Below are 26,654 nucleotides of genomic sequence, written 5' to 3' on the forward strand. Positions count from 1 at the left end.
TGTCGCCCATCTGTCAACGGCCAGACAGGCCCGGTCGCCGCCCCCGCCACTCCGCAGGGCAGGTGACAGCGCGGTACCTTCACGCCAGAACGCGCACGGAGTTCGAGCCTGCCTGTGGTTGGTTTTCCCGAGTGAGACGTCCACCTCGACGTGGGTCTCCGCGGTTAGGCCGTACCTATTTCAGTACTCAGATCAATACAGAACCTTCAGGCGGGCCAGCTTTCGGTCAGGATCCGCGGGCCGCGGCGGGAGAGCATTCCGACACTTTCGCCGCGGGACGCCATGCGTTCGTCCGTCGACTCGCCGCGGATGTAGCGGGCATAGAGCTGCTGGCGGATGACGGCGAGCCGCCAGCAGGCGAACGCCTCGTACCAGGCGATGGCGGCCAGGTCGAGACCGCTGCGCGCGGCATGGCGGTCGACCACCTCCGCGCGGGTCGGCAGGCCCAGCGTGTCCATGCCAGGGTCGTGGAGGGCATGGTCATCGTCCGTGTCAGCCGGGTCGGGCCAGTAGCTCAAAAGCGTGCCCAGATCGACCAGGGGGTCAGCCAGCACGGCCGGCACAGCCGAGGGCACGCCTGGTGGAGGACACCGGCGGTGCCGCTCGTCGGTTGACGCGCGAGCAGCCCGCACGTTAGTCAGATTTCAGCACAGTTTCAGTGGCACAGGCCGGCGCTCCAGTGCCAGATACGGAGGAACCCATGTCCGACGTTTCTATGATCATCGACGGGGAGCGCCGGGCCGCCCCGTCGACCTTCGGTGTCGTCAACCCGGCGACCGGCACGGTCCACGCCGAGGCGCCGGACTGCTCCCGCGAGCAGCTCGACGAGGCGTTCGACGCCGCGGCCAAGGCCTTCACCGACTGGCGCAAGGACGAGACCGCCCGCCGCACCGCACTACGAGAGGCCGCGACAAGGCTCGCCGCGGCCGCCGACCAGATCGGCCCGGTCCTCACCGCCGAACAGGGAAAGCCACTGAAGGCAGCGAAGATGGAACCACTCGCCGCCAGCATGTGGCTGAAGTACTTCGCCGACCTGGAGGTCGGCCGCGAGATCATCCAGGACGACGCCCGCGCCTACGCCGAGGTCGTCCGCCGCCCCGTCGGCGTCGTCGCCGCCATCACCCCCTGGAACTTCCCGATCGTGCTGTCGGCGTGGAAGATCGGCCCCGCGCTGCTCGCAGGCAACACGATGGTCCTCAAACCCTCGCCGTTCACCCCCCGCAGCACCCTGCTCATGGGCGAGATCCTCGCCGAAGTCCTCCCACCCGGCGTCCTGAACGTCGTCTCCGGCGGCGACGAACTCGGCAAATGGATGACCACCCACCCCACACCCCGCAAGATCAGCTTCACCGGATCCGTCGCCACCGGCAAACACATCGCCACCGCCGCCGCCCCCGACCTCAAAAGAGTCACCCTCGAACTCGGCGGCAACGACGCCGCGATCATCCTCGACGACGCCGACCCCACCGCCATCACCGAGAAACTCTTCCGCGGCGCCTTCGACAACAACGGCCAGGTCTGCTCCGCCATCAAACGCCTCTACGTCCCCGAGTCGCTCTACGACGACGTCGTCGACGCACTCGCCGCCCGCGTCGCCCGGGTCAAGGTCGGCGACGGCATGGACCCCACCTCCGAACTCGGCCCCATCCAGAACCGCCCCCAGTACGACCGCGTCTCCGGCCTCGTCGCCGAAGCACTCGCCGGCGGCGCGAAGGCCGCCACCGGCGGCGCCCCCATCGACGGCCCCGGCTACTTCTACCAACCGACCATCCTGACCGGCGCCGCCGAGGGCACCCGCATCGTCGACGAGGAACAGTTCGGCCCCGCCCTACCCGTCATCTCCTACCGCGACCTCGACGAGGTCGTCACCCGCGCCAACGCCACCATGTACGGCCTCTCCGGCTCCGTCTGGTCCACCGACCCCGACCGCGCCGCCGCCATCGCCGAACAACTCGACTGCGGCACCGCCTGGGTCAACACCCACGTCGCCCTCGGCCCCCACCAGCCCTTCGGCGGCTTCAAATGGAGCGGCCTCGGCGTCGAGAACGGCCCCTGGGGCCTCGCCGGCTTCACCGAAATCCAAGTCCAATACCGCGCCAAGAAATGACGCCCGCCGGCCGCCGCACCCCCGACCAGAGCCTGGCCGGGGCGCGGCGCGTCCGGAGCGCTGAAGCTGGTGCCGCTCCTGCCTGGATCCCTGGGCGATGCGCTCTGTGATCGTCGTGGCCTCGTCCTCGGTCAGGACGACGCCGGCGACGCTCTGCGCGATCGCCCGCCGGAACGGGCCGCGCCCGGCGTCCGCCACGGTCAGGCAGGCGACCGACGTGGCGCCGGCCGACTCGCCAGTTCTGCCGTATTGCGCCGTCATTTCCAGGCACATCACCCGTCAATGACCAGCCATGGTCGTCAGCGCGCGACGTAACCGCCGTCGACCGGCATCGCCACGCCGGTCATGAACGACGACTCGTCGCTGGCCAGGAAGAGCGCCGCGGCGGCGAGCTCCTCCGGCCTGGCGAAACGGGCCATCGGGTTCGGCACCTTGATGTCCGCGGGCGGCGTGGGACCGGCCTGGGCGACGGCCATGCCGGTCCAGGTCATGCCCGGGCAGACCGCGTTGACCCGGATGCCGGACTTCGCGTAGTCGAGCGCCGCCGACTTGGTGAGCAGCACGACGCCGCCCTTGGCCGCCGAGTACCCGGCCTTGTCCTTCCAACCGACCATCCCGGCGTTCGAGGCCGTGTTGATGATCGAGCCGCCGCCGGTCCGCAGCATCGCGGGAACGGCGTACTTGATGCCGAAGAAGGTGCCCTTGATGTTCACCGCGAGGAGGCGGTCGAGCGTCTCCTCGTCGAGCTCGTGGATCGGCCCGAACGGGCCCGAGATGCCAGCGTTGTTGAACAGCACGTCGAGCCGGCCGAACTCGCGCTCCGCCGTCTCGACCATGTTCTGGACCTCGGCCGCGACGGCCACGTCCACCTGGACCGCCACCGCGCCCGCGCCGATCTCCGCGACGGTGTCCTTCTCCGAGCCGTTCATATCCGCGCAGACGACCTTCGCGCCCTCCGCCGCGAACAACAGCGCCGACGCCTTCCCGATCCCAGACCCGGCTCCCGTAACGATCGCGACCTTGCCATCCAGCCTTCCCACAACAACCTCCGTCGGACGTCGATGTGGCTACCGGCCGACGCAGGGGCCGGCAGCCGGAATCCAGCCACAACTGGTGACGGCGCATCAGCGCTGCACCAACCCAGCCACCTCGCCAGGCCAGACCAGCCCCGACCACCGCCATATGCCTGTGCCCGGAACCACGCGAGGAGGGCGCTCAGCGCCCGAAAGGCGCTGCCCGGTTGCGGGCGCGAAGCGTCCGGCAACGGGAGCGCCCCACCCCGCCGCGGGCACCGCCCCTGGGGACGAGGCGCTCCGCGCCTCGTCCCCAGCCGGCTTCAGGTGTTGCGGCCGCCGTTGACGCCGATGATCTGGCCGGTGATGTAGCTGGCCTCGTCGCGGCACAGGAACGAGGTGGCCGCCGCGATGTCCTCCGGCTTGCCGGCGCGACGGACCGGGGTCTTCTCGGCGTGGTCCTCGACGCCGCCGCCCAACATGCCGCGACGCTCGGACTCTCGCAGCATGGGAGTGTCGACGAAGCCCGGCGGGATCGTGTTGACGGTGATCCCCTCCGGGCCGAACTCGAGCGCGAGTGCCTTGGTCATACCGATCAGGCCGGCCTTCGAGGAGACGTAGTGCGTCATGTACTGCTGGCCGCCCTGGGCACTCGAGGACGAGATGTTCACGATCCGGCCCCAGTGCGCCGCGATCATGTCGGGCAGCACCGCCTGGGTGACGTAGAAGGGCCCGGACAGGTTGACCGCGATGGTCTTGTCCCAGGACGCGTCGCTGATCTTCAGGAACTCGCGGAAACCGGTGACGCCCGCGTTGTTCACGAGTACCAGGACCGGGCCCATCGACGCCCGGATGCTCTCGACGGCCGCGTTCACCTGCTCGCGGCTCGACACGTCGACCCCGCCGAAGGCGACAGCCTCGTTCCCCGCCTCGCCGATCTCCTCGGCGACCTTCTTGGCCGCGTCGGCGTTGAGGTCCAGGACGGCGACCGCGAAGCCGTCCGCGGCGAGCCGGTGGGAGATGGCCCGCCCGATACCCGACCCACCGCCGGTGACAAGCGCCGTCCGCTGCTCGGTCACTATGCCGAACCTCCTTTGGTTCCTGAATGTGCCCTGATCGGCCTGAGTGGCGGGCGGGTGCCCACGGCGGCCCGGCCGCGCGCGGCGCGGCGCCGCGGCGCCGCGGGCACCCGCCCCGGGTGTGCGGAGCCTAGGAGATGGCCTCGTCCCCGGCGATCGAGGTGCGGTGCATCAGCCGGCTGGAGGTCTCGCCGTAGGGCAGCGCCCGGTGCAACATGCCCGTGTTGTCCCAGATGACGAGGTCGCCACGCCGCCACTTGTGGCGTACCACAAACTGTGGCTGTGCCGCCCAGGTGAGCAGCCGGCCGAGCAGCGACTCGCCCTCGTCGGCCGATCGGTGGTCGGCGTGATCCGCGTCCTGGTGACGCTCATCGCGCGTTCGTCTCCTGGCCCACTCAGATGGCGGGTTCGACGGTGGCGTTGAAGAACGCCGCCCCCGAGTCCGGGATACGGGGCTGCTTGAAGATGTTCACCGGATACGAAACCATGATCATCGAGTAGAGCAGGTGCAGCAGCCGGGTCTCCGCCTCGGGCAGGTCGTTCACCTCGAACGTGTCGAGGTAGGCGATCGCCTCCTCGGCCAGCGGCGCGATCGCGTCGTAGAACTCGCCCAGCTCGTCGATCGTCTTCGTCAGCCGCTTCGCGTACCGCTCGGGCCGCGACGCCAGCGCCCAGTCCTCGACCCAGGGCTCGAGAACACTGAACTTCCCGGGCAGGGTGCCCGTCGTGGTGCTCATCTCGTGGGCTCCTTCTACTTCTCTTTACCGGCCTGGTGGGCGGCGACGGCTTCCCGGACGACGTGGTGGAACTGGCGGATCATCAGCTCCATGTCGGACAGGTGGAAGGTGCCCTGCGCGCGGTTGTTCAGCGCCGACCAGGTCGCCTCCACCGTGTTCGTGTCCTGCATCGCGAACTCGATGGTGCTGTCGACCACCAGCTCCTGACCGAGCCGCTCGGTGACGTTCTTCGGCTCCGGGAAGTAGATGTCGACCTCGTACGAGTGCGTGCCGACCGACTCCGGGATGTACTGGTAGGTGATGTAGTACCCGCGGTGCCACAGCTGGATCGACAGGTTCGGGAACAGCCAGTACTGGTCGTTGCTCCAGTACTGGATGTTGCCCGGGTTGCGCTCGGGGGTCAGGTAGTCGATGTCCTCCGGCAGGTCGTCCGGGCCGAAGATGCCGCCGCGGAACAGCCGGTAGACCCAGTCCTGGTCGCGCTGGGCGGGGCCGACGGACTGCGTCCGCTTCTTCAGCGGCGGCGGGCCGGGGACCGAGGTCAGCATGTGCGGGGCGAACAGGTCGTAGTGGTAGGAGTCCATCGGCGGGACGAGCTTCTCCGCCTTCGACATGTCCGCGTTGAGGAACCGCCCGTGGACGTACGCCGGGTGGTACCACTCCAGCAGGGCGTCGATCCCGATCTTCCAATTGCCCTTGATGAGGGTCTTGAAGCCCCAGTGGTTGGTGAACTTCTCGAACGGCCACGCCTCGAGCTCGGTGACCAGCTTCTCGCCGAGGAAGTCCCGCAGCGTCGGGGCGTCCTGGCTGAAGTTCACGAAGATGAACCCGGCCAGCACCTCACAGCGCAGCTGGGGCATCCCCAGCTCGTCGTCGGGCAGCGAGTCGAAGAACTGGTCCCGCTTCGTGACGTAGCTGCACCTGCCGTCGAGGCCGTAGCGCCAGCCGTGGTACTTGCACTGGAACTGGCGCGCGGAGCCCTTGGACTCCTCGCCCGGGTGCTCCTGCCACACGACCTTGTTGCCGCGGTGCGCGCAGACGTTGTGCAGCGCGTAGACCTCGCCGTCGGTGTGCCGGCTGATCACGATCGACCCGAGGCCCCTGAACTCGCGGGTGAAGAACGTGCCGTTGCGTGGCAGCTGCTCGACCCGGCCGACCTTCAGCCAGGTCCGCCTGAAGATCGCCTCATGCTCGGCCTGGTAGAACTCCTCGGAGATCGAGTCCTCGTAGCTGACGGGCCCGGTGCCAAGTTCCGGGTAATCCAACGTGTACTTGGCCCGGCCGGTCGCCAGCTTCTCGATGCTGGACATTTCTCCACCCCCTCCAGGGATGATCTCGGACCGGACGGAATCCGGCGCCGATCAGCGATGCTGCGGTGATCAGGATGTGGATGTGACGGGGACGGCGCGCGGGCCGCACCGCCAAGCCGAGACGGCAGCCATCAGACGACGCCGTCCGCGCGCAGCTGGGCGATCTGCTCGGCCGAGCGGCCGAGGATCTCGCCGAGGACCGCGTCGGTGTGCTCGCCGAGCTCAGGGCCGAGCCAGCGGATCTCGCCCGGGGTCTCCGACAGCGCCGGGATCACTCCCGGCACCGCGAGCGGGCCGATCCGCGACTCCTCCACCGTGATCGTCCCGCGGTGCTGGTACTGCTCGTCGTCGAAGATGTCGGCGATCGAGTAGAGCTTGCCGGCCGGCACCTCGGCCGCGCGGCAACGGGCCACGACCTCGTCGCACGACAGTGAGCCGACCCAGTCGGTCACCAGCTTGTTGACCACGTCGCGGGCCGCGAGCCGATTCTGCTTCGGCCCGAAGAGGTCGGGGGCGGACAGCTCGGGCCGGTCCATTGCCCGCGCCAGCCGGGCGAACATGTCGTCGTGCGAGCAGGCGATCGCCACGAAGTGGCCGTCGGCGGTCCGGTAGTGGCTGTGCGGCACGACGTTCACCGTGTCGGCGCCCATCCGCTCCCGGACGAAGCCGTTCTTCTGGTAGGCCGGCGCCAGCTCGTCGAGCGCCCGGAAGATCGTCTCGAACAGCGCGATGTCGACGACCTGGCCGCGCCCGGTGCTCTCCCTGGCCCGCAGTGCCATCAGCACCCCGATAACGCCGTACATGCCGGACATGTAGTCGGCGAGCGAGGTGGAGCCGGGCGTCACCGGGATGCCGCCCGGCTCGCCGGCGAGGTAGGCCAGGCCCGAGAACGCGTGCGCGATCCGGGCGAAGCCCGGCAGGTTCCGCAGCGGGCCCGACTGCCCGTAGGCGGACACCCGCAGCAGGATCGCGCCGGGGTTGATCTCCTGGATCGTCGGGAAGTCCAGGCCCCACTTCTCCAGGACACCGGGCCGGAAGTTCTCGATGACGACGTCCGCCCAGGCGATCAGCTCACGGAGCAGCTCCTGGCCGCGCGGGTCGGCGAAATTGATCGTCACCGACCGCTTGTTGCGCGCCTCCGAGAGCCAGACGAGCGTGTCGCCGCACTCCGTATCACTGCCGAACCGGCGCAGGTGGTCGCCGACGCCGGGGCGCTCGACCTTGACGACCTCGGCGCCGAACTCGCCGAGCACCGTCGCACAGAACGGGCCGGCCAGGAAGGTGCCGAGATCGAGGACCTTGACTCCGTCGAGCGCATGCATGCCGTGGACCTTCTGACGAGACGGGCGGGCGAGATCGAAGATCGGGTTACCGGCCGGATCAGGGCGAGGCGCGGGAACGCCCTCCACTCTTCCGGCACCACCCGGGCCGGTCGCGAAGGAGCGCCACGGCGTTCCGGCGGGCACGCCACGCGGGCGGGGCTCCCGTCATCACGCCCTCCAGAAGAACGGTCGTCTCTCATACGAGAATGATCAGCCCGTCATGATGAGAACGATCAGCGTACGCTGGCGAGAACGACGCTACCACAAATCGTAGGTCGTCCTATAGTTCTGCGAGCATCGTATAATCGCGCCATGCCAATGGTCCGTCCGTTCCGCTTCGCCGTCCAGGGCACCAAGGCCGCGTCCGGCACCGCGTGGCGCGACCTGGCCCGGAAGGCGGAGGACCTCGGGTACTCGACACTCTTCGTGGCCGACCACTACCTGGGCCCCGGCCCCGTGGCACGGGCGGCGAGTATGCCGCCGCAGCACCTGGCCCCGCTCGCCGCGATGACCGCCGCCGCCGCGGTGACCACCTCCCTGCGGGTCGGCTGCCGGGTTTTCTGCGTCGACTACCACGTGCCGGCCGCGCTGGTGAAGGAGGCGGCGACGATCGACCTGCTCTCCGACGGCCGGCTCGAGTTCGGCATCGGGGCGGGCTGGAACGGGGCCGAGTACGACGCCATGGGCCTCACCTTCGCCCCGGCGCCGCGGCGCATCGACAAGCTCGTCGAGGTCGTCGCCCTGGCGAAGGCGCACTGGTCCGGCGAGCCCATCGAGATCAAAGGCGACCATGTCAACGTCTCCGGCTACCGCGGCCTGCCGGCGCCCGTGCAGCTGCCGCGCCCGCCGATCATGATCGGCGGCGGCAAGAAGCGAGTGCTTTCGTTCGCCGCCCGCGAGGCCGACATCGTCAGCATCTCCAACGTGCACTTCAGCGCCCGCAACGACGACGGGCTGACCCCCAACGAGGAGCTCGCCCGCCGGGTCGACTACGTCCGGTCGGCCGCGCCCGAGCGCGTGGGCGAGCTCGACATCGAGAGCTCACCGTATTTCTCCGAGATCACCACGGACAAGGCGGCGGTGTTCGAGAAGCTGGCCGGGTGGATGAAGACCACGCCGGACGTGACCGCCGCGCACCCGAACGTGCTCGTCGGCACCGCCGACGAGATGGCCGACCAACTGCTTGCGCGCCGTGAGGCCTTCGGCATCAACTACGTGACCATCCAGTGGGACCAGCTGGAGAGCTTCGCGCCGATCGCCGCCCAGCTGACCAGCAAGTAGCCCTCCGGGCACCCAGGCCCCGGTCCCGGCCCGGCAGGAACCCAGTCGGCAGAAACCCAGGAGGACCCGTGCGCGAACCGCGCGCCCGCCGCTCGGAGCTGGCGACGCCGGCCAGCAGCGAGAAGATGTGCATGAAGGCCGGCTCGTCCGGGGCCGACCTGGTCTTCCTCGACCTGGAGGACGCCTGCGCGCCGCCCGCGAAGGCGTCCGCCCGGGGCATCGCCGTCAAGGCGCTGACCGGCCAGGACTGGGGCCACACCGTCCGGGCCGTCCGCGTCAACGGGCTGGACACCGAGTGGTGCCACGACGACATCATCGAGATCGTCACCGGTGCCCGCGAGGCCGTCGACGTCCTGATCGTGCCCAAGGCGCGCTCGGCCCGCGACGTCTGGTGGGTCGACGTCCTGCTCACCCAGCTGGAGACCAAGCTCGGCCTGCGCAGGCGGATCGGCCTCGAGGTGCTCATCGAGGAGGCCGAGGGCCTGTCGAACGCGCCCGAGATCGCCAAGGCCAGCCCCCGGTTGGAGGCCATCATCTTCGGCGCCGGCGACCTGTCGGCGTCGCTGCACGCCCGGGTGAACGGCAACTTCGACCCACTCGGCGACTACCCCGGCGACTTCTGGCACTTCGCCCGCGTACAGGTGCTCGCGGCGGCGCGCGGCGCCGGCATCGACGCGATCGACGCGCCCTACCCCGCCTACAAGGACCCCGACGGCTACCGCCGGGCCGCGACGCACGCGAGCCTGCTCGGCTTCGACGGCAAGTGGGCGATCCACCCGTCCCAGGTGCCCATCGCGAACGAGGTCTTCGCCCCGACGGCGGCGCAGATCACCGAGGCCCGGGACTCGATCGAGGTCTACCGCGCCTCCGAGCGCGACGGGGTCGGCGCGATCGGGCGCGACGGCCGGCTCGTCGACGCCGCCCACATGCGCCTGGCCGCCAACGTGCTGCACCGCGCGGCGCTGGCCGGCCTGATCGACGAGGTCTAGACCACCGGAAACCAACCGCCACCGCTGCCTCGCGTCCGCCCGCCCAGGGCCGGGCCGGGGCCGCCAGGGAACCCGACCCGAACGCGACCGCCGCTTCAAGCCAACCCGACACATAGCGCAAGAAGGCAGTAGAAGGCGCCCTACCGCGCGACCGGCAGCAGGAAGCGAAAGGTAACCGCACGATGCACAGCGCAAGAAGGCAGTAGAAGGCGCCCTACCGCGCGACCGGCACCAGGAAGCGAAGGGCAACCGGAGGAACCATGCAGGTTCAGGATCGTCTGTTCATCGGCGGCGAGTGGGTCGCACCGAGCGGCCCGGACACGTTCGACGTCATCTCCCCGGCCACCGAGGAGGTCATCGCCAGGATCGCCGAGCCGACGCCGGCGGATGTCGACAAGGCGGTGGCCGCCGCGCGGACGGCGTTCGACGAGGGCCCCTGGCCCCGGCTCGACCCGGCGGAGCGGGTCTCGGCGGTCCGCCGGCTCGCCGCGCTCTACAAGCCGGGCCGCGCCGAGCTCGCCAGCCTGATCACCGCCGAGATGGGCGCGCCGATCAGCTTCGCCAAGGTCGGGCACGTCGCCATCCCGATGTTCATGATGAACGCCTTCGCGGGCATCGCCGAGAACCTCGTCTGGGAGGAGAAGCGTCCCGGCTTCTACGGCCAGGACATCCTGGTACGCAAGGAGCCGGTCGGCGTCGTCGGCGCGATCGTCCCGTGGAACATGCCGATGCACCTGACGATCGGCAAGCTGGTCCCCGCGCTGCTCGCCGGCTGCTCGGTCGTGCTGAAGCCGTCGCCGGAGACGCCGCTGGACGCGTACTGGCTCGCTGGCCTGCTGGAGCAGGCCGACATCCCGCCGGGTGTCGTGAGCATCCTGCCCGCCGGCCGCGAGATCGGCGAGTACCTGGTCTCGCACCCGGGGATCGACAAGGTCTCGTTCACCGGCTCCACCGCCGCCGGCCGAAAGGTCGCCGCCGCCTGCGGGGCGAACCTCAAGCGGGTCGGCCTGGAGCTGGGCGGCAAGTCCGCCGCCGTCGTACTCGACGACGCCGACCCGGCAGCGATGGCCAAGGGCGTCGAGGTCGCCGGCCTGATGAACAGCGGTCAGGCCTGCGTCGCCCAGACCCGGGTGCTGGTCCCCCGGTCGCGCTACGCCGAGTATGTCGACGCGCTCGCCGCCATGGTCGAGTCGCTGCCCACGGGCGACCCGACCGACCCCGCCACCGCGGTCGGCCCGCTGGTCGCCCAGCGCCAGCAGGAGCGGGTCCGCGGCTACATCGAGGTCGGCCAGAAGGAGGGCGCCCGGCTCGTCGCCGGCGGCGCCGACCTGCCCGCCGGCGTCGACCGCGGCTGGTACATCCGGCCGACGCTGTTCGCCGACGTCGACAGCTCCATGCGCATCGCGCAGGAGGAGATCTTCGGCCCGGTCCTGTCCGTCATCCCCTACACCGACGAGGCCGAGGCCGTCAGGATCGCCGACGCGACCGAGTACGGCCTGTCCGGCTCGGTGTGGACCGCCGACGTCGAGCGCGGCCTCGGGGTCGCCCGGCGGGTGCGCAGCGGCACCTTCGGCGTCAACGAGGCCTACAGCATGGACCCGGCGGCGCCGTTCGGCGGCGTGAAGGCCTCCGGCATCGGCCGCGAGCTGGGCAAGGAAGGCATCGAGGGCTTCCTCGACTCCAAGTCGATCTCGATCGCGGCGAGGCGCTGAACGCGCTCGCCCGCGTGTCGGGCGCTAGGGCGCCCTCCCTGCGCTGGTCCGGGGTGAGGCCATGTGGCGGTGGCTGGCCCGATCTGGGGCCGACGGGGTGGTTGCGTTGGCGCTGCGCCGATGCGCTGTCACCTTCTGTGGCTGGGTTTGCGCTGTGTGCCCACGCGGAAGGCGCCGCGGCCGGACGGTGTCATGCCGGCCGGCCGCGGTCGTTTCGGTCTCGGACGCGTCTGCCGCGCGGGCGTCGTACGGTAGGTTGAGATAGCAGCTTCCGTTAGTCGAGAATGCTGCTCTCAGCACTTTTTAACGCCGTTGCCCCCTCTGGCGGCGGAGAAACAGGTCCCGCGCCCGGCCGGCGTCGCGGTGTCGAAGGGAGCCTTCAGTGGCGAACGACCTCGAGTCGTTGGACTTCTTCCTGGGCAAGGAGCTTGTCGATAACCCGTACCCCTACTTCGACGAGCTGCGGTCCAAGTGCCCCGTGCACCGGGAGCCGCACCACAACGTCGTGATGGTCACCGGCTACGACGAGGGCATCGAGGTCCTGCAGGACAGCGAGAACTTCTCGTCCTGCACCTCGGTGACCGGCCCGTTCCCGGGGTTTCCGGTCCCCATCGAGGGCCGCGACGACGTCGCCGAGCTGATCGCGCAGCACCGGGACTCGCTCCCGTTCTTCGACCAGCTGCCGACGATGGACCCGCCGCTGCACACCGACCATCGCGCGCTGCTGATGAAGATGATCACCCCCAAGCGCCTCCGCGAGAACGAGGAGTGGATGGGTGTCATCACCGACCGGCTGCTCGACAGCCTTCTCGAGGGTGGCAAGGGCGAGTTCATCGGCGACTTCGCCGGCCCGCTCGCGCTCCTGGTCATCGCCGACCTGCTCGGCGTACCCGAGGAGGACCACGCCGAGTTCGTCAGCCACCTGAACCGGGCCGCCAGTGGCACCATCGGCGGCACCAGCGGCGAGTCGATCTCGCACACCCCGCTGGAGTTCCTCTACGAGAAGTTCAAGGTCTACATCGAGGACCGCCGCAAGGAGCCGCGCGGCGACGTGCTCACCGGGCTCGCGCAGGCGACGTTCCCCGACGGGTCGACGCCCGAGGTGATGGACGCCGTGCGGGTCGCGGCGAACCTGTTCTCGGCCGGCCAGGAGACCACCGTCCGCCTCGTCAGCACCGCGGGCAAGCTGATCGCCGAGGACCCCGAGCTGCAGGCCAGGCTGCGCGCCGAGCCCGGCCTCATCTCGAACTTCCTCGAGGAGACGCTGCGGACGGAGAGCCCGATCAAGGGCGACTTCCGGCTCGCCAAGGTGCCGACGACCGTGGGCGGCGTGGACGTCCCCGCCGGCGCCACACTCATGGTGGTCAACGGCGCGGCCAACCGCGACCCGCGGCACTTCGAGGACGCGGACAAGTTCGACATCAGCCGGCCGAACTCCCGGCACCACATCGCGTTCGGCCGCGGCATCCACACCTGCCCCGGTGCCCCGCTCGCCCGTGCCGAGGCCCGGGTCGCGATCGAGCGGCTGCTCGCCCGCACGAGCGACATCCGCGTCGACGAGACCGTCCACGGCCCCGCGGACGCCCGCAAGTACCGGTACCTGCCGACTTTTATCCTGCGCGGCCTCGGGTACCTACGCCTGGAGTTCACCCCGGCGGAGAACCCGAGCGAGGCATGATGAAGGTCTTCATCGACGAGGACATCTGCCGCGGGCACGGCGTCTGCGCGGCGGAGTGCCCGGCGGTGTTCGGCATCAGCGACGACGGCTACGGCGAGGTCCTGGTCGACGAGGTGCCCGCGGATCTCGAGGCGGAGGTCCGCACCGTCTCGGGCCACTGCCCCGAGCGGGCCATCACCGTCGAGTAACACGCCGACGCGCCAAGGGGCGGTGGTGGGCTCAGGCCCACCACCGCCCCTTCGTCGTTATCGGACAGACCGCCAGCCAGGCTCGCTCAGCTCGACGCCCAGGGCCGGCTCGCCCGTCGGCGCTCTTCTTCGTCTCAGAAGCTTCTTCGTGTCAGAAGCCGGGAACGATCGCGGCATTGCAGTCCGCGGCGGCCTGGCGCAGCGGGATCGCCTTGGCATAGGCCTCGGACGTGTACCAGGCCTTGGCCTCCTCGACCGAGTCGAACTCGAGGATGACCGTCTGGTTGCCATGCCACTCGCCCTCAAGGACCTCGGAGACCGGGCCGAGGGCGAGTGGCCGCCCGGCGACGCCCGCGAACGAAGCCCCGGCGACCTTCGCGTACTCGGCCATCCCGTCCGGGTCCTTGATCGCCTCTGTCAACACGACATACGCCTTCGGCATGGCCCGCTCCTTCATGTCCGCACAAAACGTCCCGCGGCGATGCAACCACAGCCCTCCACCACGCGCAGCCGCCGTCATCGCCGGGCCGGTCCCCGGTCAGGACAGGTATGTCCCGCCGAATGCCTCGATGAAGTCGAAGGTCTGCTCGGGGGAGGTGGAGTGGCAGGAGATCACCAGCCAGGTGACCCCGATCTTCTCCAGCTCCGCCCACTGCTCGCGGTGCCGGTCGGCGTCCGCCGTCGGCGCGTCGGTGAACGTGGCGTCGTTGTAGGACGACGTGAAGTCCAGCGGACCGGGGCGCCCGGCGGCGGCGGCCGCGTCCTTGACTCCCTGGATCAGGGTGGCGAGCTGCTCCCGCGAGGTGATCGCCATCGTCTGGGCGGTGACGGCCACCTGGGGGCTGGCCATCATTGGCAGCCAGCCCTGCCCCTTCTCGGCGGCGCGGCGCCGGGCACGGCCCGAGTTGCCGCCGACCCAGATCGGGATCGGGTCCTGGACGGGCTTCGGCCGGGCGATGACGTTGCGGGCGTCGAAGTGCAGGCCCTTGTAGCTGAACGGCTCGCCGCGCCAGTGCAGCGGCAGCACGTCGAGCGTCTCGTCGAACAGCGCGGCCCGTTCCGCCAGGTCGACGCCGAGGGCGAAGAACTCGGACTTCTGGTAGCCCGTGCCCATGCCCAGGATCAACCTGCCGCCGGAGAGCTTGTCGACGGTCGCGGCGGCCTTCGCCAGCGTGAACGGGTTGTGGTACGGCGCGACGACCAGGTTCGTCATCAGCCGCAGCCGGGTGGTCGCCGCCGCCGCGAAGCCGAGCGCGACGAACGGGTCAAGGCTCTGGTGCCCGCCCGTCTCCAGCCACTTGGCGCCGGGTACCGGGTGCTCGGTGAGCGAGATCGCGTCGAAGCCGGCCTTCTCGGCGGCGACGGCGACCTCGTCCAGCGGCCCGGCGTCGAGCATGTCGCGGCTGGTCCCGTTGGTCTCCGGGTAATGCAGGATGAAGCGCATATAACCCTCCTACACCGTGCGGATCGGCAGACGCATCCAACCGCGTGTCGTGGACGTGTGGTCGAGGACCGCGTTCGGATAGTCCACCTCCCAGTCCGTCCACCGCTTGAGCACTTCCTCCAGCACAACCCTGCCCTCGGTGCGGGCAAGCGAGGAGCCCATGCAGAAGTGGATGCCCCGGCCGAACGCGAGATGGCGCTCGGCGTCCCGGTTGATGTCGAACCTGTCGGCGTCGGGGAAGCGCCGCTCGTCCCGGTTGGCCGAGCCGTTCAGCAACAGCACGATGCTGCCCGCCGCCACGTCCTGGCCGTGCAGCTCGACGTCCCGCGACAGGACCCTGGCCTGCACCGGCGACGGCGACTCGTAGCGCAGGATCTCCTCGATCGCCTGGTTGACCGTGGAGGTGCCGGCGGCGATCGCCCGGCGCTGGTCCGGGTGGTCGGCGAGCAGCTGGCCGGTCCAGCCGATCAGCCGGCGGGTCGTCTCATTGCCGGCGCCGGCCAGCAGAATGACGTAGAGAAGGATCTCGGTACGGTTCAGCCGGCGGGTCGTCCCGGTCTCGTCGCGGAACTCGACGTTCAGCAGCGTGGTCATGAGGTCGTCCGACGGGTGGTCGACCCGCCAGTCGACGTACTCGGCGAACTCCGCCATCGAGGCGGTCATGTCGGAGATCCTCGGGACCTCGCCCTGCCTGAGAGTGTGGCGCGCGTTGCTCCGGTCTCGGATCGCCTCCTGGTCGCTCTCGGGGATGCCGAGCAGCATGCCGATCACCCGCATCGGGATGTAGGCGCCCAGGTCGGCGACGAAGTCGAACCCCGGCTCGCCAACGAACTGGTCCAGCGTGCGAACGGTGAGCTCGCGCACCCGCGGCTCCAGGGCGGCCATCCGCTTCGGGGTAAACACCCGGGACAGCAGCGCGCGGTGCAGGTCGTGCAGCGGCGGGTCCTCGGCCAGGATCATGCCCGGCGGGATCGGCGCGTCAGATTTGATCATCTCCAGGACGGAGCCCTGGCCGGACAGATAGGTCCGGTGATCGACGAGCGCCTCGTCGACGTCGTCCCACCGGCTCAGGGCGTAGAAGCCGTGCTCGGCGTTGTGGTACAGCGGCGCCTCGTCGCGCATCCGCTTCCACACCGGGTACGGGTCGTTGTCGATCTCCACGTCGTAGGGGTCGTAGTAGACCCCCCGGTCCGCCACGGCGGCCGATAAGTCGAGCTCCGTCACGCCTGAACGCCTCCATCCGCCCCAGGGCACCGACCACCGGCCACAGCGGCAGCCAAGCCATATTCGCGGCAGCAGCATGTCACCGATATGAAGGCCGAGGCAACCATGGTGGACGCCTCCGCCGCGCGCCGAGTCATCGCCGACGGCCGCCCACGGCCGCTTCCGGCCGCGGGCGGGCAGGCGAAGGGCAGGTCGCCTGTTGCGCGCATCTGCACCGGCCGATGAGTATCTACTCATTAATGATAAATCCGCGGCCAGCCCGGTGCCGGCCGCCGCGAGGCGGAAGGAACGCGGATGACCACCGAGACGATGGGTCAGGGCCCGCTTGCCGGCATACGAGTTGTCGAGGTCGCCTTCGGTACCAGCGTGGTCGGGGCCGGCCTGGCCGGTAGCCTGCCGGGTGCGATGCTGCGCGATTTCGGTGCCCAGGTGACCCGGGTCCGCTCGGCACGGCGACCGGCGCTCGACACCGGGGTGGAGTTCGCCCGTGTCTGGGACCGCGGGAAGGAGATCGTCGAGGTCGACGACGACGCGGACCCCGAGGGCGCCGCGACGACGGCCGCGGCGCTCGCCAGGTCCGCCGACGTCCTGTTCCTCACCGGCCCGGAGGAGGCGATCGAGCGCCGCGGGCTGGGCTACCCGGACCTCGCCCGCGCCAACCCGGCCCTGGTGGTGGTCCGCACCCGGCCCAGCTACACCGCTCGCGGCGCGCTCGCCGACCTGGAGCTGCTGCTCGCCGCCCGCACCGGGCTGCTCACCCAGATCAGATGCCACCAGCCTGGCCGCCCGGCCTTCGCGGACCTCACGGTCGCGAGCGCGGGCGCGGGGCTCGCGGCGACGGTCGGCGCGCTCGCCGGGCTTTACGAGCGGGCCGCGACCGGGCGCGGCGGCTGGGCGGAGACCTCGCTCGCCGACGGCCTGCGCGCCCTGCTCCCCATGATCATCGGCCGCGTGGAGCACCCCTCCCCCACGACGACGCTGCTCTGGAAGGATCAAGGCCCCAAGGAGAGCCTCGCCTACCGGTGTGCCGACGGCGAGTACATCCAGCTCTGGTTCGGCGCCAAGGGCGCCTACGAGGAGTTCCTCGCGTACCTCGGCGAGCCTCCCAGTGAGCGCGGCTACAACGCCGACCTGATGAGCGGCGCGATGGTCGAGCGCGGCGCCCGCTGGGCCGCGGCGTTCGCGGGCCGACCCCGCGCCGCCTGGCTCGCCGACCTCGCCGGCCACAACTTCCGCTGCGAGCCGGTGCTGCGCCCCGGCGAGGCGCTCCTGGACGACCACGTACGCCGCACCGGGCTGTCCGTCGGCCATGGCGACCCCGACCACGGCCGGATCACCGTCCTAGGCCCGATAGCGCGCGTCACCCCCGCGGCCCCCGCCGCCTCGCCCGTCCCCGCGCCGACGAACGGCCCCACGGCGGGCACCGGGCGGCTGCTGTCGGGTGTGCGGGTGCTCGACCTGTCCGCCTACCTCGCCGGGCCGGTCGCGACGGCGGTGCTGGCGGAACTGGGCGCCGACGTCGTCAAGGTCGAGCCGGTGACCGGCGACATCCACCGGAACATGGAGCCCATGTTCGCCGCCGGCCAGCGCGGCAAGCGGGCCGTCGCGCTCGACCTCAAGGCGCCCGGCGCCGCGGGCGTCCTCGCCGCGCTCTTCCGCGACAGCGACGTCGTCCACCACAACGCGCGGGTGGGGCTCGCCGAACGGCTCGGCTACGACGAGGCCACCGTGCGCGCTGCCAACCCGAACGCCGTCTACTGCCACGCGAGCGGCTTCGGCGCGACCGGCCCGCGCGCGAAGCTGCCGGCCAACGACCACCTCATGCAGGCGCTCTCCGGTGTCGAGGGCTCCCAGGGCGGCGCCGGCCAGGCGCCGACGTTCCTCGTCTGGGGCGCGATCGACTCGGCGAGCGGCTGGGTCGCGGCCTGCGGGATCCTCGCGGGCCTGTACGCGCGCCGCCGCCACGGCGGCGGGCAGTCCGTCAGCACGTCACTGCTCGGGGCCGGCCTGATGCTGAAGTCCGGCGCGTTCGTCGTCAACGCCGGCGACCCAGCCGACGCGAGCGACCCGGCTGACGCGGGCGGCCCGACCCGCCTGGGCGGCCCGGGCTCGGACGGCGCGCCGGCCGGCGGGGCCACGGTGGTCGCCGGGCCGGCGCTCGACGCCGAGCAGACCGGCTACGGCGCGGCCTACCGGATCTACCAGGCTGGTGACGGCGCCTGGCTCGCCCTCGCGGTCCCGGACGCCGAGGCGTGGGGGCGCCTGCGCGACGCGGTCACGGCCGGTCTGCCGGCGGGGCGGGGGACGCTGCTCGCGAACCTGCCCGCGACGCCGCCACCGCTGCGGACCCTGCCGGGCGAGCGCCAGCCCGCCGAGGAGATCCTCGAGGCCGCCTTCCGCGAGGACGGCGCGGCGGCCTGGACAGCCCGGCTGCGCGCGGCCGGCGTGCCGGCGGAGCTGGTCGCCGAGGTGGACCGGTCGGGATTCGTCTCGAACATCGTCGACGACCCGGTGGACCGCGAGCTCGGCCGCACGGTCGCCTTCGACTGGGGAGCGCGTGGCCTGACCGAGCAGCCCGGGTTCGCGCTGCGGCTGGGCCCCGAGGGCCGCCCCGCCGTACGGGTCGCGATCCCCGGCCTCGGTGAGCACACCGCCGAGGTCCTCGACGCCGTCGGCTTCGACGCGGACGCCCGCGCGGCCCTCGCCGCCGGCGGCGCGATCCCCGCCGAGGCACCGCGCGCCGTCGGCACGCCTGGCTGACGCCTCCCGGCCACGAGCCCGCCCGTTCCCAGGCCGGGCTCGTGGCCGGTCGTCGGCTTCGTAGCCAGGCCTTCGTCTCATGGCCAGGCCTTCGCTTGATGGCCAGTGACGGCCAAGCCTTCGTCACACGCTCCAGGTCGCTGGTGAAGTCCGTACGTTCGTTCTCGTTCAATTTGAGATACTGACAGGATCATGGCGAGCGATCCGACCCGCTCAGCGGGCCGGCCCGTGGAGCGGGCACCCATCGTCGACGCAGGGGGTGTACCCGCGCCGGAGTCGATCGCCCGCCGCGTCCCGTTCGCCAACAACCCCACGGTCGGTCAGCGCGGGCGGCTCACCCAGCAGCGCATCGTGGCGGCGGCGCTGCAGGTGTTCGGCGAGGGCGGCTACCACACCGCCAGCGTCGCCGACCTCGCCAAGCGCGCCGGCTGCTCCCGGGTGGCGTTCTACCAGTACTTCTCCAGCAAGGAGGACGTGCTTCGGTATCTGGCCGGGCAGGTGGCCCGCCAGGTCGGCGCCTCGGTCGAGGCGATGGGGCCGCTGACCCCGGACGCGGCGGGCTGGACGACGATCCGCGAGTGGGTGGAACGGTACGCGGACATCTACGAGCACTTCGGCGCCGTGTTCCACGTCTTCGAGAGCGCGGCCAGGGAGACCTTGAGCCTCAAGGCGCTCAATGTGCAGGCCGCGACGACGAACATCGCGCTGATCCGGTCCAGACTCACCTCGACCACGCTGGCCCACCACGAGGCCGACGCGGTGATCGGCCTGCTCCTGGGTGCCACGGCCCGCACCTACTACTCGGCCGAGATCCTGCGCCACGCGGCCCCGCGTGCGTACCCCCGCGCGCGGGTCGAGGACGCGCTCGCGGACGTCATCCACCGGGCCTTCTTCGGCCTCGTTCCCGGCGTGAACGCGCACGGCCACGACGCCGGCGAGGTGCCGTTCATCGACTTCGACCGCCGGGCGGGCGCGGCGCCGGCCCGGCGCTCCGCGCTCACCGACGCCGCGCGGGCCACCTACGACGCGCTGCTCTCGGCCGGGTACGAGGTCTTCAACAAGCGTGGGTACCACGGCGCCCGCGTCGACGACGTGGCCGCGGCCGCCGGCCTGTCGCACGGCATCTTCTACCGCTACTTCGCCAACAAGGCCGACCTCGCGCGCACTCTCGTGCTGACCGCGATGACGCCGCTGTCCAGCACGCTCGCCGCGATCCCCACACCACCCGCGCCCGGGTCAGGAAAGGCCTGGTCGACGGCGGCCCTGCGGGACTGGCTGCGCACGTACAACGAGACGCAGGTCTCCGAGGCCGGGATCATCAGGATCTGGGTCGACGCGACACTGCACGAGGCGGTGCTCGGCACCGACGCGGCCGCGGCCCTCGACTGGGGCCGCCGCCAGCTCGCCCACTTCCTGGCGCCGCGTGGCTTCGGCGACGTCGACGCCGAGGCGATCGTGGCGATGGCGCTGCTGGACGTGTTCGGCGGCGGCCACCGCTCGGCGGAGACATTGGAGGCCGCCGTCCACGTGCTCGAGGGCGGCCTGCTCGGCCAGCAGCGCGCATCCACCTGACGGACGGCCAGACACACGGCCCCGCGGCCGAGTCACGGGCCGTCGTGGCCGGTCTCCCGCCCGCTCTGAAAAAAGCTCCGGACCGGTACCGCGTCATCGGCGCGGCACCGGTCCGGAGCGATGGACTCGAACGTCCGGGACTCGTGCGGCTCCCGTCGCGTCTCAGACGCCGACGGGGCTTTCGAGCTTTGCCGGGTAGCCCAGGAGCTTGGCCATGTTGCCGCCCATGAACTTGGCGACCCGCTCCTCGTCGTCGATGTAGGCCAGCAGGTCCTCGGCGTACTTGGCCGGCTCGGCCAGGCCCTCCGGGTGCGGGTAGTCCGACCCGAACAGGACGTGCTCCTCACCGAGCAGCTCGGCGAGCTCCGCGTAGTTCTCCTCCCAGAAGGGGGAGATGTAGATGCAGCGGCGGATGGCCTCGACCGGGTTCTCCGGGAAGTCCTGCGGCATCTTCTTGTAGAGGTCCTTCAGCGCCTTCATCAGCGGAGCCACCCAGGCGGCGCCGTTCTCGATGACGGCGACCTTCAGGTCCGGGAACCGGGTGAGCGCGCCGTGGCAGGCCAGGGCCGCCACGGAGTCCTCGATCGGGCGCCACGCGGAGAGCATGCGGAACGCCTGCGGCTGGAACGGCAGGAACTCGCTGTTGTTGCCGTACCAGTCGTTGGTGTAGCGCTCGTAACCCGAGTCGGACGAGTGCATGCCGACGACCAGGTTGTTGTCGACGATCTTCTGCCACACCGGGTCGAACTCGGGGAAACCGAAGGACCGCGAGCCACGGAAACCCGGCACCGGCGCGGGCCGGATGAGCACGACCTTGGCGCCGCGCTCGATCACCCAGTCCAGCTCCTCGAGGGCCTTGTCCACGATCGGCAGGGTGATGACCGGCGTGGTGAAGATCCGGTCCTCGTAGTTGAACTGCCACGTCTCGTAGATCCACTCGTTGAGCGAGTGGACCACCGCGTGAATCAGGTCCGGGTCGTCGCGCATGCGCTCCTCGACCAGGCTGGCGAGGGTCGGGAACAGCAGCGTGCGGTTGACGCCCTGCTCGTTCATGAGCTCCAGGCGCGCGGCCGGCTCGCGGAAGGCCGGGAGCGCCTTGATCGGTGCGCCGAAGATCTCCCGGCGGCTCTTACCGTCCGGATTTCCCTTCCGGTAGTACTCCTCCTGGGCACCGGGGCGCGCGACCACATCGAACGTCGGGTTCGGAATGTAGTTCGAGATCTGCCCCCGCACCACGATCTTCGTGCGGCCGTGCACGTCGACGTAGTCGATGGCGCCCTTGTACCTGTCGGGCAGGTACTTCGTGAGTGCATCGCGCGTCTCGTACAGGTGGTTGTCCGCGTCGAACACAGGGAACCTGGCACTGGTCATGTTCCGACCATAGGGCGTTTCTAACACTCGTGTCAACACCCGGGCAGGATGGCGAAGCCTCCTGCCCGGAGGCCGCGCTTCAGGTGTCGGCGCGCAGGCCGCGGAACAGCTCGTAGGACGGGTCGGCGGTGTCGCGGCTGCCACCACCGGGCAGCCGGGCCGTCGCCGGCCGGTCCTGCTCGTCGAATTCCAGGACCCACACGCGATGGTCGACGGCCCACCGGCCGTCCCGGCGCGACCAGCGGTCCAGGTAGCGGCCGACGTAGAGCTCCTCGGTGAAGCCACCGGCCACGGCGGTGCGAAGGCGCACCGTGACGTACGACTCACTGGCCGCGCGGTCCCCCCGGACCTCGATCCCGATGGTCGCGATCTGGTGGGAGTGCGCCGAGCGCCGGAGATGGTTTCGCGACACCTGATCCACGAAGTCGCGGCCCGCGCCCTGGAAGACCGACGCGCCGTAGTCCGCCGTGCCGTCCTCGTGCCAGACGGCGTATCCGAGCTCGTCGTCGCGGCGGTCCATCGCGCGGCAGTAGTTGTGCAGCTGCTGGCGAATCGCCTCACGCGCCGCGAGCTCCGCCAGCGTCTGGGCCTCCGTGCCGCTCACCGTCGTCTGATCGCTCTCCGCTCGGTGTGGACCATATAGTGCACGGCCAGGTGCATCATATGAACCGTCGACCTGGGCCGCCAGGGCTCGGACGCACTGCGCCGCGACCATGAGGGGCCCCGTGCAGGGACTACGGAGGCGATCTGGATGAGGCTGGGCGTCACCTTCCCGCAGAACGAGCTGGCCGGCGATCCCGAGGCGCTCCGCCAGTTCGCGGTGGCCGCCGAGCAGCTCGGGTACGACCATCTGCTGCTGTACGACCACGTCGTCGGCGCCGTCCACGGCGTGGACCGGCAGCCGCCGTTGCCGGAGCGCTCCTATGACGAGAAGGACCCGTTCCACGACCCGCTGGTCGCCTTCGGCTACCTCGCCGCCGTCACCCGGCGGATCGAGCTCGTCACGGGCATCCTGGTGCTCCCCCAGCGCCAGACCGTCCTGGTCGCCCGGCAGGCGGCCGACGTCGCCCTGTTCTCGGATGGACGGCTGCGGCTCGGCGTCGGCATCGGCTACAACGCCGTCGAATATCACGCGCTCGGGCGGGATTGGACCACCCGTGGCCGCCGGCTCGACGAGCAGATCCCCTACCTTCGCCGGCTGTGGTCCGGCGAGCCCCAGCAGTTCAGCGGCCGGTTCGACCAGATCGACCGCGCCGCCCTGTGTCCACCGCCGAACGGGCCGATCCCCATCTGGCTCGGCGGCTCGTCCGAGGCCGCGTTCCGCCGCGCGGCCCGCCTCGCCGACGGGTTCATCTTCGGCTACGGACTTCGCGAGGAGGCCACGCTCGCCTGGCAGCGGGTCCAGGAGCTGCTGCGCGCGGAGGGCCGCGCCCCGGAGGACTTCCGGGCGTTGTTCAACCTGCTGCCGAACGAACCGGGCAGCTGGCTCGGGCAGACGGTGGCGGCCCTCCCGCGGCTGCGCGACGCCGGCGCGACCGACGTCGCCGTGACCAGCGCCCGCAACGGGCTGACCACCCTCGACCAGCACCTCGACTTCATCGCCGAGATGAAGCAGCGAGCCGACGCCGTCCTCGGCTAGCGACGCCGCTACTCGTAGAGGTGGCTACTCGTAGAGGTGGCTCATGAAGTGCGTCGACCAGTCCACGGGGTCGCTCGGCACGTAGTAGCCGGTCTCGTCCTGGATGGCCGCCCAGTTGGCGGCGACGTCGTCGACGTCGACCTTGGCCGGGTCGGGGTTGAGGTAGCCCTCCGTGACACCGACGAAGAGCCGGGCGAACCGGCCCCCACCCGCCAGGTACACCTCGCCGCTGACCCCGCACTCCTCGTGCGCCAGGTAGGCGACCATGGGGGCGACCGCGGCCGGGCTCAGGTCCAAGACGGGGCGGAATCCCTCGCTTATCGGGGCGTCGTTGCGCGGGGCGGCGTCCACCGGCGCATCGCCCGTCGGGGTGCCGTCGGTGGGGGCGCTGGCCGCGGGCTTGTTGGCAAGCCGGGTCATCGCGTTCGGGCCGATGCAGTTGATCCGGATGTTCTGCTTGCCGGCCGCCGCGGTCATGCTCCGGGCCATGCCGATCATCGATGCCTTCGACGTCGCGTAGCCGAGGTTGTCCGAGAGCCCGAACATGCCGATCGACGTCGTCAGCACGATGCGCCCGTAGTCCTGCTCCACCATGTACGGCCACGCCGCGCGCACGGTGTTGAACGAGCCCTTCACGTGTACGTCCAGATGCGCCTCGAGATTGGCGAGGTCGATGTCAGGGAGGCCCGCCCACACCATGTTCCCGGCATTGTTGATCAGGACGTCGATGCGCCCGAACTCGCCGATGGCGGCGTCCACGACCGACTGTCCGCCCTCGACGGTCGACACGTCGCTGAGGTTCGCGATCGCGGTGCCACCGGCGGCACGGATCCGGTCGACGACCTTGTTCGCCGGGGCCGGATCGGCCCCCGCGCCCGTCGAGGAGCCGCCGAGGTCGTTGACGACCACCTTGGCCCCGAGCTGGGCCAGCAAGACCGCGTAGGCCCGTCCGATGCCGCGGCCGGCGCCCGTCACCGCCGCGACCCGTCCGTCGAAGGAGATCCTGCTCATCGGGGTGGCACCCTTCCTCTCCACGGCGGGCGCCCGCACCAGGGCGGACGTGACGCTAGGCTTTCTTGTACCGATCGGTCAACCTACTCCGGAGGAGCCGCATGAGCGCCGACTATGCCGATGCCGTCGCGAGGATCCGCGACACCATCGCCGCGTACGCGCAGGCTGTGGACGACGCCCGCACCGAGGACGTCGTCGCCACGTTCCTGCCCGACGGGTCGGCGTCCTTCCCCGGCTCGGAGGTGCTGCACGGCCACGACGCGATCCGCGCGACTTACTCCAAGCTGACGCCGGGGGTGCCCCAGCGGCACGTCGTGCTGAACATCCACGTGACCGACTTCGACGGCGAGTCGGCGTCGGCGACGAGCGACCTGCTCTTCCTGGTCAAGGGCGAGAAGGGCTGGTCGGTCAGGCTCGTCGGCCGTTACACCGATCGCCTGCGCGCCAGCGGCGAGCAGTGGCTCTTCGCGAGCCGTGAGCTGGTCTTCGTCTGAGCGGTTCGAGATCCTGGGCCACGCGGCCGCGTGGCCCAGGATTCGGCCCGGTCAGGCAAGGAAGCCCGCGTAGCCGCTCTCGCCGGATTTCGCCATCACCCGCAGCAGGGCCGGCCGGCCGGCCGGGTTCAGCAGGAACCGCCGTGGCTTGCCCGGCACGTTCGTCCCGTAGTACTGGCCGTGTTCGATGAAGGTGGAGTACTGCAGGGCCTTCGTCATCGTGGCGGCCCATCTCTCCTCGGCCTCGAGCGGGACCTCGATGCGGTCGTGGCCGTGTTCGCGCGCGTGGTCGAGCAGATCGGCGACGAAGTCGACCTGGTCGCCGCCGTAGCGCGGGTTGTTGCCCGCCGCCCCATGCGGGCCACCCGGGAAGAAGAAGTTCGGGAAGTGATGGCACATCACGCCCAGGAAGGTATGCGGGCCGTCCGCCCAGTACTCGTTCAGGGTCAGCCCGTCCGCGCCGCGGATGCCCATCCGCAGCATCGCGCCCGTGCCGAAGTCGAAGCCGGTCGCCCAGACGATGATGTCGAACTCACGCAGTCCGTCCGTCGTCTCGATGCCGGCCTCGGTGACGCGGACGAACGGGGTGTGGCGGGTGGAGACCAGCTCGACGACCGGGTTGTTGAACATCTCGTAGTAGCCGGCGACGAACGGCGGCCGCAGGGCGCCGTACCCGAGGTCGGGAACGAGCAGGTCGGCGACCGCCTGGTCCTTGACGAGGCCGCGGATCTTCTCCTCGAGGAAGTCGCACCATTCCTTGTTCGCCTTCGGGTCCAGCAGCATGTCCTCGTAGTTGCCGCTCATCTTGGCGAACCCGGGGCTGTTCCAGACGCGCTCGTAGAACTCCCAGCGCTGTTCCCGCGTGTCGTCGAAGGTCTTGCGGCCCGAGGGCTCGTGCAGGAAGCCCGCGACCGAGACCGCGAGAGCGTCCCGGATCTTCTCGAAGCTGGCCTTGAGCTCGGCCTGCTGTTCGGCGGAGATCGGGTGGTTGTTGAGCGGGGTGCACCACGACGGTGTCCGCTGGTACAGCGTGAGCGACGCCGCCTGCTCGGCGATGAGCGGCGCGACCTGCACGCCGGAGGACCCCGTGCCAATCACCGCCACGCGCTTGCCGGCGAAGTCGACGGGTGTCGCCGGCCAGCGCCCGGTGTGGTATTGCTCGCCGGCGAACTCGGCGCGGCCGGGCACGTCCGGGTAGAACGGCACCGAGAGCACGCCGGTCGCGCCGATCAGGTAGGTCGAGCGGACGACGTGACCGTCAGCGGTCCGCGTCGTCCATGTCCGCGAGGCCTCGTCCCACTCGGCGGCGACGACCTTGCTACCGAACCTGATGGAGCCGCGAAGGTCGAACCGGTCGACCACGTGGTTGATGTAACGCTCGGTCTCCGGCTGGGCGGCGAACTCCTCGCTCCATTCCCACTCGCGCCAGAGCTCCTCCGAGAAGAGGTATCCATAGGTGTAGCTCTCGGAGTCGAAGCGGCACCCGGGGTAGCGGTTCCAGTACCAGGTACCGCCCACGCCGTCACCCTGTTCGAGCAACTGCACGGAGTACCCGTCCCGCCGCGCACGGTAGAGCTGGTTGATCCCCAGGATGCCCGCGCCCACGATGACGATGTCGACGTCTGCTTTTCCCATGTCTCCCACATCGGTCGCGGCGGCACTCATGGAGATCTCTTGCATCGAGATTCTCTGAATCAAGATCTTTTGTACCGACCGGTCCAGA

At 70.4% G+C, this 26,654-nt stretch carries 23 protein-coding genes and 1 pseudogene; 10 read left to right on the forward strand and 14 right to left on the reverse strand.

What is annotated here, in order from left to right; genetic code table 11:
• Positions 1–206 precede the first annotated feature (206 nt).
• Complete coding sequence (locus BCD48_RS06760) at positions 207–554, reverse strand: hypothetical protein (RefSeq protein WP_241841564.1); 348 nt, start codon at positions 552–554, stop codon at positions 207–209.
• Between the two features lie 146 nt (positions 555–700).
• On the opposite strand from BCD48_RS06760, the gene BCD48_RS06765 reads away from it, so the two are divergent.
• Positions 701–2,107 (forward strand): aldehyde dehydrogenase family protein, encoded by a 1,407-nt coding sequence (locus BCD48_RS06765; protein ID WP_071047428.1) that lies wholly within the window; start codon positions 701–703, stop codon positions 2,105–2,107.
• 299 nt (positions 2,108–2,406) lie between these two features.
• On the opposite strand, the gene BCD48_RS06775 is transcribed toward BCD48_RS06765, so the two are convergent.
• The 6 genes and pseudogenes from BCD48_RS06775 to BCD48_RS06795 form a co-directional block, all read right to left on the reverse strand.
• Positions 2,407–3,147 carry an SDR family NAD(P)-dependent oxidoreductase gene (locus BCD48_RS06775; RefSeq protein ID WP_071047430.1) on the reverse strand — a complete coding sequence of 247 codons (741 nt, stop codon included), beginning with the start codon at positions 3,145–3,147 and terminating at the stop codon, positions 2,407–2,409.
• A 296-nt stretch (positions 3,148–3,443) separates the two neighbouring features.
• A complete protein-coding gene (locus tag BCD48_RS06780; RefSeq protein ID WP_071047431.1) occupies positions 3,444–4,199 on the reverse strand; it encodes an SDR family NAD(P)-dependent oxidoreductase in 756 nt (251 codons plus the stop codon).
• Between the two features lie 130 nt (positions 4,200–4,329).
• A pseudogene (locus BCD48_RS45645) lies at positions 4,330–4,584 on the reverse strand (TauD/TfdA dioxygenase family protein); the annotation flags it as partial.
• Between the two features lie 10 nt (positions 4,585–4,594).
• A complete protein-coding gene (locus tag BCD48_RS06785) occupies positions 4,595–4,936 on the reverse strand; it encodes a hypothetical protein (protein WP_071047432.1) in 342 nt (113 codons plus the stop codon).
• Positions 4,937–4,950: 14 nt separating this feature from the next.
• Positions 4,951–6,246 (reverse strand): aromatic ring-hydroxylating oxygenase subunit alpha, encoded by a 1,296-nt coding sequence (locus BCD48_RS06790; RefSeq protein ID WP_071047433.1) that lies wholly within the window; start codon positions 6,244–6,246, stop codon positions 4,951–4,953.
• Between the two features lie 131 nt (positions 6,247–6,377).
• A complete protein-coding gene (locus BCD48_RS06795) occupies positions 6,378–7,568 on the reverse strand; it encodes a CaiB/BaiF CoA transferase family protein (RefSeq protein ID WP_071047434.1) in 1,191 nt (396 codons plus the stop codon).
• 318 nt (positions 7,569–7,886) lie between these two features.
• Here BCD48_RS06795 and BCD48_RS06800 point away from each other — a divergent pair, with 318 nt between their 5' ends.
• From BCD48_RS06800 to BCD48_RS06820, 5 genes are all read left to right on the forward strand, one after another.
• Positions 7,887–8,849, forward strand: a complete 963-nt coding sequence (locus BCD48_RS06800) for a TIGR03621 family F420-dependent LLM class oxidoreductase (RefSeq protein WP_083418266.1) — start codon at positions 7,887–7,889, stop codon at positions 8,847–8,849.
• A gap of 68 nt (positions 8,850–8,917) precedes the next feature.
• Complete coding sequence (locus BCD48_RS06805; protein WP_071047436.1) at positions 8,918–9,838, forward strand: HpcH/HpaI aldolase/citrate lyase family protein; 921 nt, start codon at positions 8,918–8,920, stop codon at positions 9,836–9,838.
• 260 nt (positions 9,839–10,098) lie between these two features.
• Complete coding sequence (locus BCD48_RS06810; protein WP_071047437.1) at positions 10,099–11,550, forward strand: aldehyde dehydrogenase; 1,452 nt, start codon at positions 10,099–10,101, stop codon at positions 11,548–11,550.
• Between the two features lie 382 nt (positions 11,551–11,932).
• Positions 11,933–13,228 carry a cytochrome P450 gene (locus BCD48_RS06815; RefSeq protein WP_071047438.1) on the forward strand — a complete coding sequence of 432 codons (1,296 nt, stop codon included), beginning with the start codon at positions 11,933–11,935 and terminating at the stop codon, positions 13,226–13,228.
• Positions 13,225–13,416, forward strand: a complete 192-nt coding sequence (locus tag BCD48_RS06820; RefSeq protein ID WP_312627215.1) for a ferredoxin — start codon at positions 13,225–13,227, stop codon at positions 13,414–13,416. The genes BCD48_RS06815 and BCD48_RS06820 overlap by 4 nt, the downstream gene beginning before the upstream one ends.
• 151 nt (positions 13,417–13,567) lie before the next feature.
• Here the strand turns inward: BCD48_RS06820 and BCD48_RS06825 are convergent, their stop codons facing one another.
• The 3 genes from BCD48_RS06825 to BCD48_RS06835 form a co-directional block, all read right to left on the reverse strand.
• The gene (locus BCD48_RS06825; RefSeq protein ID WP_071047601.1) at positions 13,568–13,858 is read right to left on the reverse strand and encodes a DUF1330 domain-containing protein; all 291 of its coding nucleotides are present in this window, start codon (positions 13,856–13,858) and stop codon (positions 13,568–13,570) included.
• A gap of 96 nt (positions 13,859–13,954) precedes the next feature.
• Positions 13,955–14,860: an LLM class F420-dependent oxidoreductase gene (locus BCD48_RS06830; RefSeq protein ID WP_071047440.1), complete on the reverse strand. Its 906-nt coding sequence runs from the start codon at positions 14,858–14,860 to the stop codon at positions 13,955–13,957.
• A 9-nt stretch (positions 14,861–14,869) separates the two neighbouring features.
• Positions 14,870–16,084 carry a cytochrome P450 gene (locus tag BCD48_RS06835; protein ID WP_083418267.1) on the reverse strand — a complete coding sequence of 405 codons (1,215 nt, stop codon included), beginning with the start codon at positions 16,082–16,084 and terminating at the stop codon, positions 14,870–14,872.
• Between the two features lie 294 nt (positions 16,085–16,378).
• On the opposite strand from BCD48_RS06835, the gene BCD48_RS06840 reads away from it, so the two are divergent.
• Positions 16,379–18,844 carry a CoA transferase gene (locus tag BCD48_RS06840; RefSeq protein WP_071047441.1) on the forward strand — a complete coding sequence of 822 codons (2,466 nt, stop codon included), beginning with the start codon at positions 16,379–16,381 and terminating at the stop codon, positions 18,842–18,844.
• Positions 18,845–19,036: 192 nt separating this feature from the next.
• On the forward strand, positions 19,037–20,416 hold the full coding sequence (locus BCD48_RS06845; protein WP_083418268.1) for a TetR/AcrR family transcriptional regulator: 1,380 nt from the start codon (positions 19,037–19,039) through the stop codon (positions 20,414–20,416).
• A gap of 162 nt (positions 20,417–20,578) precedes the next feature.
• Here BCD48_RS06845 and BCD48_RS06850 read toward each other — a convergent pair whose 3' ends face one another.
• Together BCD48_RS06850 and BCD48_RS06855 are read right to left on the reverse strand one after the other, a co-directional pair.
• Entirely contained in the window at positions 20,579–21,787 is a 1,209-nt protein-coding gene (locus BCD48_RS06850; protein ID WP_071047442.1) for an amidohydrolase family protein, read from the reverse strand.
• 79 nt (positions 21,788–21,866) lie between these two features.
• On the reverse strand, positions 21,867–22,391 hold the full coding sequence (locus BCD48_RS06855; RefSeq protein WP_071047443.1) for a nuclear transport factor 2 family protein: 525 nt from the start codon (positions 22,389–22,391) through the stop codon (positions 21,867–21,869).
• 147 nt (positions 22,392–22,538) lie between these two features.
• Between BCD48_RS06855 and BCD48_RS06860 the strand changes: the two genes are divergently transcribed.
• Positions 22,539–23,426: an LLM class F420-dependent oxidoreductase gene (locus BCD48_RS06860; RefSeq protein ID WP_071047444.1), complete on the forward strand. Its 888-nt coding sequence runs from the start codon at positions 22,539–22,541 to the stop codon at positions 23,424–23,426.
• A 24-nt stretch (positions 23,427–23,450) separates the two neighbouring features.
• Here BCD48_RS06860 and BCD48_RS06865 read toward each other — a convergent pair whose 3' ends face one another.
• Positions 23,451–24,437 carry an SDR family NAD(P)-dependent oxidoreductase gene (locus BCD48_RS06865; RefSeq protein ID WP_071047445.1) on the reverse strand — a complete coding sequence of 329 codons (987 nt, stop codon included), beginning with the start codon at positions 24,435–24,437 and terminating at the stop codon, positions 23,451–23,453.
• A 101-nt stretch (positions 24,438–24,538) separates the two neighbouring features.
• On the opposite strand from BCD48_RS06865, the gene BCD48_RS06870 reads away from it, so the two are divergent.
• Complete coding sequence (locus BCD48_RS06870) at positions 24,539–24,931, forward strand: nuclear transport factor 2 family protein (RefSeq protein WP_071047446.1); 393 nt, start codon at positions 24,539–24,541, stop codon at positions 24,929–24,931.
• Positions 24,932–24,982: 51 nt separating this feature from the next.
• Here the strand turns inward: BCD48_RS06870 and BCD48_RS06875 are convergent, their stop codons facing one another.
• Positions 24,983–26,566 carry a flavin-containing monooxygenase gene (locus BCD48_RS06875; RefSeq protein ID WP_071047604.1) on the reverse strand — a complete coding sequence of 528 codons (1,584 nt, stop codon included), beginning with the start codon at positions 26,564–26,566 and terminating at the stop codon, positions 24,983–24,985.
• Between the last annotated feature and the right edge of the window lie 88 nt (positions 26,567–26,654).

Origin of the sequence: Pseudofrankia coriaricola, from assembly GCF_001854805.1 — a bacterium.
Classification (GTDB): domain Bacteria; phylum Actinomycetota; class Actinomycetes; order Frankiales; family Frankiaceae; genus Pseudofrankia.